The sequence below is a fragment of the Desulfoluna sp. HI9BLuna genome, from assembly GCF_056829775.1.
The window spans coordinates 5752279-5769338 of record NZ_CP186555.1 but is presented as its reverse complement, the minus strand read 5'-3'; the positions used below and the strand labels follow the sequence as shown (position 1 = coordinate 5769338).

The 17060-nt window shown below is 58.3% G+C and carries 9 protein-coding genes; 6 read left to right on the top strand and 3 right to left on the bottom strand.

From position 1 onward, the window contains the following. From ACOYW0_RS23445 to ACOYW0_RS23435, 3 genes are all read right to left on the bottom strand, one after another. Entirely contained in the window at window positions 1-3126 is a 3126-nt protein-coding gene (locus ACOYW0_RS23445) for an FAD-dependent oxidoreductase (RefSeq protein ID WP_482416152.1), read from the bottom strand. Between the two features lie 217 nt (window positions 3127-3343). Then, window positions 3344-3832 (bottom strand): NADH-quinone oxidoreductase subunit NuoE family protein, encoded by a 489-nt coding sequence (locus ACOYW0_RS23440; RefSeq protein WP_482416151.1) that lies wholly within the window; start codon window positions 3830-3832, stop codon window positions 3344-3346. A gap of 176 nt (window positions 3833-4008) precedes the next feature. Beyond that, complete coding sequence (locus ACOYW0_RS23435) at window positions 4009-6543, bottom strand: molybdopterin-dependent oxidoreductase (RefSeq protein WP_482418859.1); 2535 nt, start codon at window positions 6541-6543, stop codon at window positions 4009-4011. 1288 nt (window positions 6544-7831) lie between these two features. Between ACOYW0_RS23435 and speA the strand changes: the two genes are divergently transcribed. The 6 genes from speA (at window position 7832) to ACOYW0_RS23405 (ending at window position 16986) form a co-directional block, all read left to right on the top strand. Beyond that, entirely contained in the window at window positions 7832-9766 is a 1935-nt protein-coding gene (speA, locus tag ACOYW0_RS23430; RefSeq protein WP_180144608.1) for a biosynthetic arginine decarboxylase, read from the top strand. Between the two features lie 50 nt (window positions 9767-9816). Then, on the top strand, window positions 9817-10995 hold the full coding sequence (locus tag ACOYW0_RS23425; protein ID WP_482416150.1) for a saccharopine dehydrogenase family protein: 1179 nt from the start codon (window positions 9817-9819) through the stop codon (window positions 10993-10995). Continuing rightward, complete coding sequence (nspC, locus tag ACOYW0_RS23420) at window positions 10992-12137, top strand: carboxynorspermidine decarboxylase (RefSeq protein ID WP_482416149.1); 1146 nt, start codon at window positions 10992-10994, stop codon at window positions 12135-12137. Before ACOYW0_RS23425 ends, nspC begins: the two co-directional genes overlap by 4 nt. A gap of 11 nt (window positions 12138-12148) precedes the next feature. Then, window positions 12149-13027 (top strand): agmatinase, encoded by an 879-nt coding sequence (speB, locus tag ACOYW0_RS23415; protein ID WP_482416148.1) that lies wholly within the window; start codon window positions 12149-12151, stop codon window positions 13025-13027. Window positions 13028-13210: 183 nt separating this feature from the next. Next, window positions 13211-15367 (top strand): ATP-grasp domain-containing protein, encoded by a 2157-nt coding sequence (locus ACOYW0_RS23410; RefSeq protein ID WP_482416147.1) that lies wholly within the window; start codon window positions 13211-13213, stop codon window positions 15365-15367. Beyond that, entirely contained in the window at window positions 15364-16986 is a 1623-nt protein-coding gene (locus ACOYW0_RS23405) for a gamma-glutamyltransferase family protein (protein ID WP_482416146.1), read from the top strand. Before ACOYW0_RS23410 ends, ACOYW0_RS23405 begins: the two co-directional genes overlap by 4 nt. Window positions 16987-17060: the final 74 nt, after the last annotated feature.

Below are 17060 nucleotides of genomic sequence, written 5' to 3'. Positions count from 1 at the left end.
TTATTTCTTCTCCTTTTCAAGGTCGCACCGGAGGCATCTTACGGCCTCTCGAATGGCCTCCTCTTCCGTAAACCCCATCTCCACTTCACGGAAATCCCTGATGCGGTCGCACGGATCCTCTTGCTTGGTGCAGACCCTCGGTGTGTCGCCCTCTTTCTCGCTTTCAAGGGCCAGCCCGGCATCCACCGCCATGTCCGTTTTTTCATCTGCTATCTTGATGCGCCCTTTGAGCCCTTTGAGGTACCTTTCGATGGCGATGGCGGCCCTGCGCCCCGATGCCACGGCCCGGATCACAAAGGTGGGGCCTGAGGTGAAATCCCCCCCGGCAAACACCCCGGGGATATTGGTGGAGAGGCTGTTCTCATCCACCACAAGGCTTCCCCAGAGTTCCCGTTCAAGTTGGCTGTCCTCTGAGATAAAAGAGGTGTCCGGGGCCTGGCCGATGGAAATAACCACATGGTCCGCATCGATGACCTGACGGTCCGACTCATCGCTTTTCGGGTTAAAGCGCCCCTCTTCATCAAACACCGAAACACAGCGGACAAACTCGATCCCTGTCACCTTTTCGTTGTCGTGGATGATCCGTTTGGGCTCCCACCTCGGGTTGATCACAACCCCCTCTTCCAGGGCTTCGGCCACCTCCTTTTCCCAAGCAGGCATCATGTCCCTGTCTTCCATGCAGAAGAGGTGAACATCGGCGGCCCCGGTCCTCAGGGCCGTCCTGGCAACATCCACGGCAACATTCCCGCCGCCGATGACCACGGTCTTCCCGTCAAAGCCCCTTACCTTTCCCTGCCGCACATCACACAGGTACCCGAGGCCGTAATGGAGCCCGGAAAGCCCCCTCTCCTCGCCCGGGATTCCCATGCGCTTGCTTGTCTGGGCACCGGCGGCGATGAACACGGCGTCATACCCTTCGCCCATCAAATCATCCACGGTGTGCCGTGAGTCCACCGGCGTGTTGTACCGGATCTCCACACCGCAGGCTTCGATGTAGCGGACTTCCGCGTCGATGACTTCAGGCGGCAGCCTGAACTCCGGCAACGCGATGCTGAGCATCCCCCCGGCCTTTGGCTGGGCTTCAAAGACTGTGACCCCGTATCCGGCCTTTCGGAGAAAGTAGGCGCAGGAGAGGCCGGACGGCCCAGCCCCCACCACGGCGACTTTTTGCGCCTGAGTAAGGGGAAAGGGGCTTTCCGGAAGCCCGATGTTCTTAAAATACCAGTCCGAGGCAAACCGTTTGAGGGAGCGGATCGCCACGGGCTCGTCGAGCTCTCCCCGCCTGCACTTGTATTCGCAGGGATGGATGCACACCCTGCCGCACACCGCCGGGAAGGGGTTCCGCTCCCGAATGATATCCACGGCCTTTTGGTACTCCCCTTTGGCGATGGCGGCCACGTAGTTCGGCACGTCGATGCCTGCTGGGCAGGCGTGCTGGCACGGGGAGATCACGATCTCGTCGCAGGTGGCCCCGGCGCAGCGGTGCTCCAGGATGTGGTCCCTGTACTCCGCCTCAAAGTACTTCAGGGTGGAGAGGGCCGGTTTTGCGCAGGCCTGCCCCAGGCCGCACAGGGAGGTTTCCGTTACGGTGGCGCCGATCTCCCGGATGGTGTCAAGGTCCCGGAGCTGTCCCTTTTTCTGGGTGATCCGCGTCAGTATGTTGAGGAGCTGGGTGGTTCCCAGGCGGCAGGGAGCGCACTTCCCGCACGACTCGGACTGGGTGAACCCGAGGAAGAACCGCGCGATTTCCACCATGCAGTTGTTCTCGTCCATCACCACCATGCCGCCGGACCCCATGATGGCGCCCAGCCGTGAAATCGTCTCGTAATCGATGGGCGTGTTCATAAGCTGCGCCGGGATGCATCCCCCTGCCGGGCCGCCCATCTGGACCGCCTTGAATGCTCTCCCCTTGGGAATCCCGCCGCCGATGCCGAAGACGATGTCGTGGATGCTGGTGCCGAAGGGGACCTCCACCAGCCCGGTGTTGTTGACCTTCCCGGCCAGGGAGAAAATTTTGGTGCCCCCGCTTTGTTTCGTGCCCACTTCGGTGTACCAGGCCGCCCCGTTGTTGATGATCAACGGGACGTTGGCCAGGGTCTCCACGTTGTTGATGTTGGACGGTTTCCTGTCCAGCCCCTCCTGGGCCGGGAACGGAGGCCTGGGGTTGGGCATTCCCCGCCTCCCCTCGATGGAGGCCATAAGGGCGGTCTCTTCCCCGCACACAAAGGCTCCGGCCCCCTTCTTCAGTGAGAGGTCAAAACAAAAACCTGTTCCGAGGATATTTTCCCCGAGAAGCCCCAAGGCCTCCAGCTGACGGATGGCAATGGAGAGGTGCTCCACGGCAATGGGGTACTCTTCCCTTACATAGATCACCCCGTGCTCGGCCCCCATGGCATAGGCACCGATCATGAGACCCTCGATGACGGAGTGCGGATCCCCCTCAAGCATGGCCCTGTCCATGAAGGCCCCGGGGTCGCCCTCGTCCGCGTTGCAGATGACGTACTTGGGCGAGCCCGTGGCTTTTCTGGTATACGCCCACTTAAGGCCCGTGGCGTAACCGGCCCCGCCACGCCCCTTAAGCCTGGCTGCCGTCACCTCGTCGATGACCTCCTCGGGGGACATGGTGCCCAGCACCTTGGCCAGGGCACGATACCCACCGGAGGCGATATAGTGCTCCACCTTTGTCGGATCGATCTTCCCGCAGTTTGCCAGGACGCGACGTACCTGCTTTTTGTAAAAAGGAATCCTGTCCTTGTAGAATATCGGCTGGTTCGTGGTGATGTCCCTGTAGGCCAGCCTGTCCACCAGCCTGTTGGCCTTGATCGTCTCCGAAACGATATCAGAGGCGTCTTCGGGTGCGACCTCCTGGTACTGGATCCCCATGGGCTCGATGGCAACCACAGGCGCCTTGGCGCAAAACCCGTGGCAGCCTGTGGAGCGAACCTCCACACGCCCCGAAAGGCCCTGCCTCTCCACCTCGTCCCCGATGGACGCGAGCACCTCTTTAGCCCCATATGCCCTGCACCCTGTCATGCAGACCAACACGGTGGTTTTCTCATCACCACTGCCCACACGGAGCGTGTTCCTGAGCCATTCAAGCTGCCCTATGGAAAGGAGTTTATTCATATGACGTCCACTCCATGTTGCCTCCGGCGGGCAGGGGCTAAGCCCCTGCACCCCAGGCTCGCACATGCTCTGAGCCCTCGTTCCTCGGGCCCTTCACATGTGCTGACGGGCTGCGCCCGTGGTTCAACAGCACGGCAGGTTATCCCAGCCTAACTGTGTCGATTCTCGATCGGTGGCTTCTTCACCGGCATCGTAACCAACTATTTTTACCGAACAATCACGATTCCTCTTCCTTGCTTTCGGTAAAGTGCGCTAAAACAGATTCGATCTTCCTGGGGGACAGCCTGCCCATGTACTCCTTGTTCACCATCATGGTCGGGGCGAGAAAACAGGCCCCGAGACAGGCGACGGTTTCAAGGGAATATTTGTAATCAGGGCTTGTCTCCCCTTCATCGAGGCCGAGTTCCTTTTTCATGATGGCCAGGATGCTCCGGCTCCCCTTGACATGGCACGCGGTGCCGCGACAGACCTTGAAGACATGCTTGCCCTTGGGTTTCAGACTCAGACCGGCATAAAATTCTATCACCCCCTGCACCTCACTGGGATAAAGCTTCAACGCCGAGGCGATGGGAGCAATGGCCTCCGGCGGAATGTAACCCAGGGCCTCCTGCACCTCCTGCAGAAGCGGGATGAGCCCCCACTTTTCCCCCCGGTGCTTCTCGATAATCGCCAATAGCTTTTTCCAGTCGATCTCCTGCGGTTTCATCAGCATCCTCCATGGGTTGCCTTGCCTTCTGGTAAGTCGTGAATGGTGAATAGTGAGTAGATAACAAAAAGCATTCTTTGTTCGACAAGTCGCTGTGGATTGCCAACTTTCACGGCCCTGCTTCTCGCAGAATAAAACGGCTGGAGCGAAGCGACTCCATCACTATTCACTACTGTCTATTCACCACTCACTGATCGTTCGATATTCACCCGACACGTCAGCCACCCCTGCATGCCCTCTTTACCCGGATGCGAAAGGGGAAAAAGATTCATGACGTCGTTGCCGAAAAAGCTCCTGGGGATAAGCACCACGCCCTTGGCCATGTCCGACGCGATAACAACGCGTCTTTCTATGGTTCCATGGCGGGATTCAATCCGCACCGGGTCTCCCTCCCGAAGGCCGAGCATCCCGGCATCCGCTTCGGAAATTTCCATGGCCCCGCCCTCTCCTGCCGTCCTGATCCGTTCCGAGTGAGATGTCCGTGTTCCGCTGCCTGCGTGAAGCCTTCGGGATCCTGCAACCATCATGAAGGGATAAGCCGGATCGTCCGTGCCTTCCGCACATGCGATGGGCTGAAAAGAGATCCTGGCACCGTCCCCATGGTTCTCTGCGGGGCTCCGGTCACGTGTCCACGATGGGATTATGCGTTTGATCTCGGCCCGAACCGCCTCCAACCCCAGGTCATCTCCACGGTATCCCAGCCCTTTTGCAACCAGGCCCAGGATATCGAGATCGGCCTTGGCTTCCCCCGGAGGAGGCACCGCAGGGGTAAAGGCCTGAGTTCTTCCTTCCATATTTGTGAACGATCCGGTTTTTTCAGCTGGGGCTGCTCCGGGAAGCACCACATCCGCGATGTTCACGGTTTCGGTTTCAAGGATATCCTGCACCACCACAAGCTCGAGGTTTTCAAGGGCCGCCTTCACCCTCTGCTGCTGGGGCATGGCCCGAAGGGGGTTCTCCCCCATGATGTAGAGCGCCTTTAAGTCGCCCTTTTCAGCGGCCTCAATCATGCCGCCCATGCACAGCCCCGCGTCAGGAGAAAAATCCGTGCCCATCGCCCATGCACCCAACAAGTTGTTCTCCCGTGTTGAGAACCATACCCCCGCAGGCGAGCGTCCCGGGTCTCCTGAGACAAGGGCAAGATTGACCAGGGCATTCAGCGCCGAGCCCCCGTCGTCGGCCTCCAACACCTCGCACCCGGCAACCAACACAACCCGGCGGCCTGCGATGATTCCTGCGGCCTCCTTGAGCACTTCAACGCCCACGCCTGCTGTGCGGCACATCGTTTCGATGTCAAGGCGGCTAACGTCCCGTTCGAAATCACCCAAATTATCGGTCAACCCGGCGATGCCGTCTCGATGGGTGTTGCTGTGGCTGAGCACCAGGGCGGAGAGGGCATGCATCACCTGCCCCAGATGCCCGCTACCGGGTAATGGCCTCAGCCAGCGTGTCGAAAGGGATGTAAAATCCGAGGCCAGGCTGTCCATCACGATGAGCGGGACCCCATTTCGTGCGGCCCTTTTCACGTGGTAACTCGCAACCGGGACGGTTTCCCCCTGATCGGCCCCGGCCATGACGATGACGTCAGCCTTTCCAATATCGGAAAGCCGGGTAGCCCCAAAGATGCCACGGGTTTTCCTGAAAAAATCAGCCAACCGGTTTCGCCCGCAGAGAACGCCCCCGTTGTCGATGTTGTGTGTTCCGAGCATCCCCCTTGCCATTTTCTGGAAAAGGTAATTCTCCTCATTCGTGCATTTTGTGGAGCCGAAAAAACCGATGGACGAAGCACCGTGCTTGTCCCTGATCTCAAGGAGCTTTTCAGATACTGCAGACACAGCCTCAGCCCATGGGACGGAAGCCTGTTCTCCGGCCTTCCGCAACCTTGGGCAACGAAGCCGGTGCGTTGAGTTCAGGTAGTCATGGGCAAAGTGCCCCCTGACGCACAGGGTGACGCCGTTGACGCTTTCTTGGGAACGGGCAGGACCCGCCTCCACAACCCTGCTGCCGAAAACACCCAGGGAAAGGGAACAGCCCACGCCGCAATACCCACAGATCGTTTCATGCTCGCGCTCCGGGGTCCCGGAAAACGCGCTCTTTTTCTGGGACAGGGCCCCGGTGGGGCACAGGGAAACGCAGGTCCCGCAGAATGTGCAGGACGACTCGGTTAACGGGTGATCATGGAGCGTTGCCGGACGTGAATCAAATCCACGCAAGCTGTAGTCGATGGTGCCCTGGGCAACGAGTTCCTTGCAGCCCCTGATGCACCGTCCGCACAGGATGCACTTGGAGAGGTCCCGAACGATAAAGGGGTTCGACTGGTCCAGTTCATTGACATGGGGCATGGGATACAGCTCGGGCTCCCCTACCCCGAGCTCGGCCGCAACCCGTCGGAGCTGGCACCTGTTGCCCTTGCTGCAGACCACACAGGATTCCGGGTGCTCGGCTATCATCAGCCGCACGATATTGCGCCTGTGTCGCAAAACGCCCTTTGTGTCAGTCAATACGCTCATCCCGTCCGAGACCGGGGTGACGCACGAGGCCAGCAGCCTTCCGCTGTACTCATCCTCAACAAGGCACATGCGGCAGGCCCCGTGGGGTTTCAATTCCGGGTGATAACAAAGCCTCGGAATATAGATCCCCGCCAAGTCCGCAGCCCCGAGAACGGATGTCCCGGCCGGGCAACCGACTTTCTTTCCGTTTATTGAGATCACCGTAGATTCCAAAAGCCACTCCCCTTTGTTTCCTGCTTGTCGCGGCAGCGAACAGGTAAACAGACAAAAGGTTGAGCCCTTATGGGGACCGATCTCAGGGGCTGCGGGGTCATTGAAGGCCTGTACCAGAACGTCAAAGCTGACATGGGTGAGAGTGTGGATGAAGAGAGTGGGTCATACGAAAGAGGTAAAACAGAGAAGATCAATCCAAACCGATCGGCAACGTCATGGCCGGTTTTTGGGCACCCTGGTTACGGCACTTGTACCTGCCGTTGTTTCGATGGCGTGGGTACCTGGCCCAACCGGGTCTCTGGATTCGAAATAGAGTCCGTCTTCGCTGAAATTGTGCATCATGGCGATGTGGTGCGTTGTGGCGTGGCCTGACGTGCGGGTAACGGGAATATTCAATGCATCCCACGACGTATGTCTCATGTCACTGAACGTTGCCATGAGCGCCTCCTCCCCCTTGCGAGGCATAACCGGTCCGGCAATGGGTCGGGGTGGGGCCGGACGGTCAAACAGCTTACACAACAAAAAACTAATTTCTAAACTATCAATACTATTTTTATGCCCATTATATCATCCGCCACAAAAGATTCCATACCTATTGCATCGATTTATCATGAAATTAATGCATTTTGATTTCGACAAACCTAATATCAGTAATATCGCCACAGATCACAATATTTGCTTCAACACTAATACCAAGTGGCCGTCAGTCCCGTATCGAAGCTTTGACGTCACGCACCATGCCGGGCCGGTATGGAATATGAAGGAACTGTCCGGCCCGGCAACGTCGCCAACACGCATCCCACACGAGTCACATTCCTTCCAAATATCAAACCATTACAGACACCATCCATGGGACAGCCTCCCTGGTTGCCCCTCCCCTTCACATCCGTCAAAACAACCCCGGTCTTTTTTTGCTTGTGTTTTGCATATGCAAAATGGTATTTGCGCTTGCCTTTTTGATGAAACCAGGCCCACGCCATGCCTGAAGGTGATGGAGAGATCAACGTCGTTCCGGCGTTGCCGACACCGGAAACCGTGGATCTTGCAAAGCCCAAGCATGTGATAAATAAGCTGGTTTCTTCGCCGATTTGATCTATACAGTTTTGGTCCCCTGAATTATATTTAAAGCCTCACATTCCATCATGTTGGGCGGGTAGTACGGTTTAAGAAATATAATATATCAGCGGCCCCGCTTACCGCCCATCTTCCGGCGTGTTGATGCGGGCCGAATGCTTTGTGTGTGCCGCCCTTACGGGCCCTTGAGAAAACCGACAGCATGAAGGATTCGACATTGTTCGGTAAAGACAAACTTGAACGCTGGACCATTGAGGATTCAGCCGATGTGTACGGCATCCGAAACTGGGGAAGCGGGTACTTCGATATTTCTGAAGACGGTCAGGTGGAGGTGATCCCCGATCCCAATGCCCCTGACAAAAAAATCCGGGTTCTGGACGTCATCTCCGGCATCCGTGCACGGGGCCGGGAAATGCCGGTTCTCCTGCGCATCGAAAACATACTTGATTCCCAGATCGCCCATCTTCACACAAGCTTCCAAAAAGCCATTGACGATTTCCGTTACCAGGGGGCATTCCGGGGCGTTTACCCCATCAAGGTGAACCAGCAGATGGAGGTGGTGGAGGAGGTGACCCAATTCGGGCGCCAGTACCACCACGGGCTGGAGGCAGGCTCCAAGGCGGAGCTCATTGCGGCCCTCTCCTTTCTCACCGATCCCGAGGCCTGCCTGATCTGCAACGGCTACAAGGACGAAGAGTTTGTGGACCTGGCCCTCTGGGCCACCAAAATGGGCCTGAACTGTTTCCTTGTGGTGGAGATGCCCGAAGAGCTGGAGCTCATCATGCGCCGCGCCGAGGCCCTGGACACCCGGCCCAATCTCGGGGTGCGCATCAAGCTGGCCAGCCGCGCAGGGGGGCACTGGACCGAATCCGGTGGAGACCGAAGCATCTTCGGCCTCAACACCACCCAGGTGGTGGCGCTGGTGGACCGCCTCAAAGAGACGGAGATGCTCGATTGCCTGAAACTCCTCCACTACCACCTGGGCTCCCAGATTCCCAACATCCGGGACATTCGAAGCGCCGTGCTGGAGGCGTGCCGTATCTACGCCGGTCTCTCCGAAGAGGGCGCGGCCATGGGGTACCTCGACTTGGGGGGCGGGCTGGCCGTGGATTACGACGGGTCCCATACCAATTTTGCGAGCTCGCGTAACTACAGCATCGACGAATACTGCGCCGACATCATCGAAACCGTCATGGGGGTGATGGACGACCAGGAGCTGGCTCACCCCACCATCGTCACCGAATCCGGGCGCGCCACCGTGGCCTACTACTCCATGCTGCTCTTCAATATCCTCGATGTGGGGCGCCTGGAACCGCAGCCCTTCCTCGACGAAGTGAGTGAAGAGACCCCCGATGTGATTATAAGCCTCATGGAGGTGCTCCAGGGGCTGACCCTCAAAAACATCCAGGAGTGCTTCAACGACGCCATCTACTATCGCGATGAGGTGCGCCAGCGGTTCAAGCACGGAGAGCTCAACCTGCGGGAACGCTCCATGGCCGAGAATATCTTCTGGCATATCATCCATACCATTGCCCGGAAGGTCAAACACCTGAAGCGCGTGCCCAAGGAGCTTGAAGGCATCGAAGAAGCCCTTGCCGACATCTACTACGCCAACTTCAGCGTGTTTCAAAGCCTGCCGGATGCCTGGGCCATCGGTCATTTGTTCCCCACCATGCCCATGCACCGGCTCAACGAAATGCCCACACGGCACGGGGTCATTGCGGACATCACCTGCGACTGCGACGGCAAGCTCGACCGGTTCATCGATCCCCACGGCGTAAGGAACACCCTGCCCCTGCATGAGCTGAGGGAAAACGAAGAGTACTACCTCGGCGTCTTTCTGGTGGGGGCCTATCAAGAGACCCTGGGGGACCTCCACAACCTCTTCGGAGACACCAACGTGGTGAGCATCAGAATGCAGCCCGACGGCACCGTGGATTACGTCAAGGAGGTCTCCGGGGACTCCGTGGCCGATGTCCTTGAATACGTGGAATACAACCCCCGCGGCATGCTCAACCGTTTTCGCAGAACCGCGGAAGCGGCCATCCGCAACGGACAGATCACCGTCGAAGAACGATACCGGATTATGCAGGCCTACGAAAACGGCCTGCAAGGGTACACATACTTCGAACGGTAAGAAACAACGCGTTACCCGTTTTACCCCTTACAAAATAAAGGAGAAACACCATGAGCCGTGTACTGATTGTCGGAGCCGGCGGCGTCGGCCAGGTGGTTGCCCACAAATGCGCCCAGGTTCCCGAAGTATTTTCTGAGATCATGCTGGCAAGCCGCACCAAAGAAAAGTGCGACAGGATTGCCGCCCAGCTTCCCCGTCCCATCCAAACCGCAAAACTCGATGCGGACAACGTGGCCGAAACCATTGCCCTGATTAAAGAGTTCAAGCCAGATCTCCTGCTCAACGTGGCCCTGCCCTACCAGGACCTGCACCTCATGGATGCCTGCCTGGAGACCGGGGTACACTACATGGACACCGCCAACTACGAGCCCCTTGACGAAGCAAAATTCGAGTACAAGTGGCAATGGGCCTATCAGGACCGGTTCAAGGAGAAGGGGCTCATGGCCCTTATGGGAAGCGGGTTCGACCCCGGCGTGACCAACGTCTTCTGCGCCCATGCCGCCAAGCACCACTTCGATGAAATTCACGAGCTGGACATCATCGACTGCAACGCCGGCGACCACGGCCAGGCGTTTGCAACCAACTTCAACCCGGAGATCAATATCCGGGAGATTACCCAGCGAGGACGGTACTGGGAACGCGGCGAATGGGTGGAGACCGATCCCCTCTCCTGGTCCATGACCTACGACTTTCCCGAAGGCATCGGGCCGAAGAAGTGCTACCTCCTCTACCACGAAGAACTGGAGTCTTTGGTGCTGCACCTGAAGGGACTCAAGCGCGCCCGGTTCTGGATGACCTTCTCCGACCAGTACCTCACCCACCTGAAGGTGCTGGAAAACATCGGCATGACCCGCATCGACGAGATCGATTACAACGGCCAGAAGATCGCCCCCATCCAGTTCCTCAAGGCGGTGCTGCCCGACCCGGGAAGCCTGGGCCCCCTGACCAAGGGCCGCACCTGCATCGGCTGCCTCATGAAGGGCGTCAAAGACGGCAAAGAGAAGACTGTCTACGTCTACAACATCTGCGACCATGAAGCCTGCTACAAAGAGGTGGGCTCCCAGGCCGTGAGCTACACCACCGGCGTGCCTGCCATGATCGGTGCCATGATGATGCTCACCGGCAAATGGATGGAAGCCGGCGTCAAGCACATGGAGCAATTCGATCCCGATCCTTTCATGGACGCCCTGAACCGTCACGGACTCCCCTGGAAGGAAGTGGTGAAGTGATCGATTTCGATGCTGCGGCCGTCACCACCCCGTGTTTTGTGGTGGACGAACGGTTGATCGCCGAAAATCTTAAGGTCCTTGCCCGGGTGAAGCAGGAGACCGGCTGCCGGATCCTGCTCGCCCTGAAGGGGTACGCCATGTCCAGCACCTTTCCCCTGATCCGGAAGGTGCTGGACGGCACCTGTGCCAGCTCCGTCAACGAGGCCGTCCTGGGCCACGAGCTGTTCGGGGGCGAGGTGCATGCCTTTGCAGCTGCCTTTAGCGCAAAGGACGTTGAGACACTCATGCCGATCTGCGATCACCTTGTCTTCAACTCCTTTTCCCAGTGGGAACGGTTCCGAAAGACAGTGGCTGCCCATCCGAGACCGGTGAGCTGCGGCATGCGGGTCAACCCGGAAAAAAGCATGGGGGCCACCCCCATCTACGACCCCTGCGCGCCGGGTTCGCGCTTAGGGGTCCGGCGGGAAGCCTTTCGAGAGGACCTGCTTCACGGCATCGAGGGCCTTCATTTCCACGCCCTCTGCGAGCAGGACAGCACCGACCTGAAAGAGGTCCTCGAAGCCTTTGAAACAACTTTCGGTAAGTTCCTCCCGCAGATGACATGGGTAAACTTCGGCGGCGGGCACCATATCACCCGAAAAGACTACGATGTGGGCCTGCTCATTCGCCTGATCAACGACTTTCAGGCCCGGCACCCCCACCTCACCATCTACCTGGAGCCGGGGGAAGCCATTGCCTTGAATGCCGGCTTCCTCGTTTCCGAGGTGCTGGACATTACCCGGGCGTCGGACATGGCAATCGCCATCCTGGACACCTCCGCGTCCTGCCACATGCCCGATGTCCTGGAGATGCCCTACCGCCCCTTTATCATCGGCAGCGGAAAAAAAGATGAAAAGGCACACACCTACCGCCTGGGCGGCCTCACCTGCCTGGCAGGCGATATCATCGGGGAATACAGCTTTGATGGGCCCCTCAAGGTGGGAGACCGCCTTGTCTTCACCGACATGGCCATCTACTCCATGGTGAAAACCAACACCTTCAACGGCATCGGGTTGCCTTCCATCTACCGCATCGATGGCACGGGCACCCTTCACCTGGAGCGAACCTTCGGCTATGACGATTTTGTCAACAGGCTGGCTTAGTGAGTCAATCCATGCACGACAACTACCCCCGGTTCCTTGAAGAGGAGCTGGACGAAATAACACCGGACGAAGCCCTGTTTCATGTCATCCCGGTGCCGTTGGAGCAGACAGTGAGCTACGGCGGAGGAACGGGAAAAGGGCCTTCGGCCATTTTGCGGGCCTCAAGCCAACTGGAACTGTATGACGGGGTATCCAACCCCAGTGAACATGGGATCTGGACGGCACCTCCCGTGGAGACGGAAGGCCCCCTCAGTGAAGTGGTTGGACGCATCAAAGGAGTGGTGGAACGCTCTTTTGCGTTGGGGAAACTCCCCGTCCTGCTGGGAGGAGAGCATACCGTAACCGTGGGGGCCCTTGAGGCGTGCCGGGCGGCATTCGGAGAGATCGGCATTGTCCAGATAGACGCCCATGCCGACCTTCGGGACACCTACGAGGGGACGCCTTACAGCCACGCCTGCGTCATGCGACGGGCCTGCGACATGGGTCATACCGTGTTCCAGGCGGGCATCCGAAGCATCTCCCTACCCGAGGTGGCTTTCAGGAAAAGCCATCCCGTCCATCACCTGGACGCACGGGACATCGCCAAACACGGCATCCCCGAGCAGATGCTCCCCGACGGGTTCCCGGAGCGCATCTGGCTCACCATCGACGTGGACGGGCTCGACGCCTCCGTCATGCCGGCCACAGGCACCCCGGAACCCGGGGGGATCACCTGGTACCAGTGCCACGAGATCATCGAAAAGGCCGTATCAGGCCGCAGGGTGGCTGGCTTTGATGTGGTGGAACTGGCCCCGGTCAAGGGGCTTCATTTCCCCGATTTTACGGCCGCGAGACTCGTTTACGACACCATGGGATTCGTCAGCCGAAGTGCAACAAAAGAATCGCTTTAACAAGAAAAAACAGCCTTGCATTAACCGGGCCAACGATTGATAATTCCATTGAATCTTCAATTTATTAGCACGGCTCATTTTTTTATTGCCAGCGTCAAAAAGGTAGTGTAATTCAGCTCAGCTTTTCACATCTTCATCACAGAGCCATCGTCAACTTTACCTAAAACATGTGGAGACCTGCCGGTGAAAATCGCCGTCATTTACAACAGGGAGTCCCAGAAAGTCATCAACCTTTTTGGCGTCTCCAACCGGGAGAAGTACGGCCTCGCGGCCATTCAACGTATTGTCAACGCACTGAAGCGTAACGGCCATCAAGTTGTCGCCCTCGAAGGGGACAAAGACCTTATCGACAATCTGGAAGAGTTTATGCCCCGGGCCCTCAAGGGGGAGCGACCGGGCATGGCCTTTAACCTCTCCTACGGAATCCAGGGACAGGCCCGCTACACCCATGTACCCGGTATCCTGGAGATGGTGGGCGTACCTTACGTGGGCTCGGGGCCCCTTGCCCACTCCCTGGCGCTGGACAAGGTGGTGGCCAAAATGATCTTTGTGCAAAACGGCCTTCCCACCCCGAAATTTGCCGTGCTCAAAGGGCCGGGGTTTGCCATGCCCGACCTTGATTTTCCCATCATCGTCAAGCCCAAAAACGAGGCGGTCTCCTTCGGTATCAAAATCGTCAATACCGAAGAGGAACTCAGGGACGCGGCCCAGGCCATCTTTGATGAATTCGGCCAGGATGTCCTTGCCGAAAGCTATATCGAAGGGCGGGAGATAAACGTTGGACTGCTCGGAAACGGTGCCCAGGTGGAAGCGTTCCGACCGGCTGAGCTGGTCTTTCCAACCCAAGGTCCCAAGATCTACACCATGGAGGACAAAAAACAGCAGTCCGGCCGAAAAATCGACGTGGTGTGCCCTGCCCCCATTGATGACGCCACGGAACAGAAAGCCATTGCCATCGCCAAAGGGGCCTTTGAAGCCCTGGGGTGTTACGACTGCGCCCGTGTGGACATGCGCATGGATGCAGAGGGGAACCTGTATATCCTGGAAATAAACTCGTTGCCGAGCCTTGGAGAACACGGCTCTTATGTGGCGGCAGCAGAAGCCATGGGCATGAGCTTTCCCGTCCTGACCAATCGGTTGGTGGAAGTGGCGTCGGCCCGTTACTTCGGTACGCCCCACCCTCCCCAGTTGACCAAGCGTATCAAAGACCCTGCCGAAGGCATCTTCGCTTACCTTACCGAACGACGGGACCAGCTGGAAAAACGTGTGGAAAGCTGGACGGATGTGTCCTCACGCAGTGATGACGCGGTGGGCATCCGCGTGGCTGCCGACCGGCTTGATGAAACCCTGACCGATATCGGCCTGCGCCAGGTCCGTGAATTCACAGACCACCGCGATGTCTGGACCTGGGAGGGTTCTCGGGGAACCCATGGGGGCACCGTGCTCATTACGCACCTTGATGTCCCGGTCAACCCGGGCCTTGGGGCAGAACGCTTTCGCAGGGACCCGGAATGGCTGTACGGTGAAGGGATCGGGACATCAAGGGCACCCCTTGCTCAGCTTGAGTTCTCCTTACGGGCCCTCAAACACGTCCGGAAACTTGCCAGGTCCCGTATCGGCGTCATCTGTTACACCGATGAAGGCAGAGACTGCGAAGAGAGCGCCGAGATCATCTCCAAGGCCTGTGCAGGAGCTTCCCGTGCCATCCTTCTCAATCCCGGAATTTCGGGGGACTGCGTCATCCACTCCAGGCGCGGGCAGAGACGATACCGCCTTGTGGTGGAAGGAAAATCCCTTCGTCTTGGAGAGGCAACACGATCTCCCGAGGTTATGCGCGTCCTTTACAAAAAGCTTGATGCGGCCACGGCTTTGTCCAACCGCAGAAACCGCATCGGGATCTCGGCAGTTGACATCAAAACAGAGGCATTTCCCCGGCGCCTGCCCCACCGGGTCCAGGTCGTGCTCCAGGTATCCTACCCCACCATCGGGGATGCCGAAGAGACGGAGCGAAAATTAAAGGCCCTTTTTAAAGGCAGCGGCGTGAAGTGGAATCTGCTGCGGCTCTCAGACCGACCGCCCATGGTCTCGGACCAGCTCAACACAGCCCTGTACAACGACGTAAAAATGACGGCCGATGCCTGGGATATCCCGCTGGCCACGGATTCTTCCCTGTGGCCATCGGCTGCAGGCCTCGTTTTGCCCCCCACGCCGGTACTCTGCGGCATGGGACCCGTGGCGCGGAGTCTTCACACCAGCCAGGAATCGGTCTCCCGAATCAGCCTGGTTCAGCGTTCACTGCTTTTGGCCCAGTTTCTACTCAACATCACGGAGACCTCATGATTCAGCAGCACACACGCCGATTTCTGGATACAGACCTGGTGGACCCCAGCGACAAGCGAATTCACTATCCACAGCGTGTCGGGGTTTCGGCAAAAGGAATGGTGGCATCCCAGCACCACCTGGCCACCGAAGCCGGCCGCACCATGCTTGCGGCCGGGGGCAACGCCGTGGATGCTGCCGTGGCTGTCGCCTTTGCCTTAGGGGTTGTAGAGCCCGCCGCCTCAGGTCTGGGTGGACAGACCATGCTCACCCTGCATCTCACGGAGACCGAACGCACCTTTTGCCTGGACGGAGGCAGCCGAGCTCCCAACCGAACACCTCCGGGGGAGCTTGAGCGAGCCGAGCAGCTTCGCGGACATCGTGCCACCACGGTACCCAGCACCCCGGCCGTGCTTTTTCACGCGCTAAAGCATTACGGAACCAAAAGCCTTGACGAGGTACTTGCTCCATCCATTGAACTGGCAGAAAAAGGGTATCGAATCTCTCCGCTCCAACACCACCTGACACGCCGAGAGCTCAAACACCTGAAATCCCACAGCGCGGCCCCCTTTTTCCTGAAAGGGGGCAAAACACCGTACCCCATCGGGGCCATCTTTCAACAGCCCGCTTTGGCCGGAACCCTGAAACATTTAGCCAAAGAGGGTATCGAAGACTTCTACCAGGGAGAGATCGCCCGGCTCATTTGCGATGACATGGAATCGAACAACGGGCTGTTGAGGGACGACGACCTGGCCCAGATCCCCTGGCCCGTGGAACGTCAGCCCCTGGTTACCCCGTTCGGAGATGCCGAGGTCTTCACCTTCGGCCCCCCGGGAGCAGGACGCACCCTCATCGAGGCCATCAATCTCCTGGAGCACTTTCCCGAGCTTCCTGAAATCATCGACACACCGAGGGGGGTACTCCTGCTGGCTCATATCATCCGAAAGGCCAACATAGACCGATCGGACCGCCCTGCAGACCCCACTCTTTTCGCCCAGGAGCTGGAACTCGACGAAGATATCACCCACAAGGACTATGCGGCTCGAGCGGCCAAGCGCATCCACCGCCGCATCAAATCCTCGGGAGAGACCACCCATCTCTCCACCATCGATGCCCATGGCAACATGGTGGCACTTACCCAATCCATCGAACGGGTTTACGGCTCCTTTTCCGCCTCGCCAAAGTTAGGCTTTCTCTACAACAACTACATGAGCGCCTTTGAATACCGAGACATCACCCACCCCTACTACCTGAGGCCCAACGCCGTGCCATGGGCTTCTGTTGCTCCCACCATCCTGTTGAAAAACGGGGAACCCTGGCTTTCCATCGGTTCACCGGGTTCGGAGCGCATCGTCTCGGCCGTACTCCAGGTCCTTCTTCGCCTTTTCCGGGGAGACACGCCTTACACGGCCGTGGAAGCACCCCGCATGCACGTATCCATCAAAGGCAAAGTCTCACTGGAAGGCACCCGCATGCGAAGCGATATCGGGCCAATGCTCTCCCGACATGGATTCGATATTCAAGTCCGGGATCCCTACTCCTTTTTCCTGGGATGCGTTCAGCTGGTGATGTCTGAGGATGGTACATTTCTTGGTGTTGCAGACCCAAGGCGTGACGGTTCCGCCCAAGGCCCGGATTAGAAACGATTCTATGCGCTTTTCAACTCATTACCTGAGATATCGCTGGGGATAATGGACTGCGGTGTTCAGAAAAA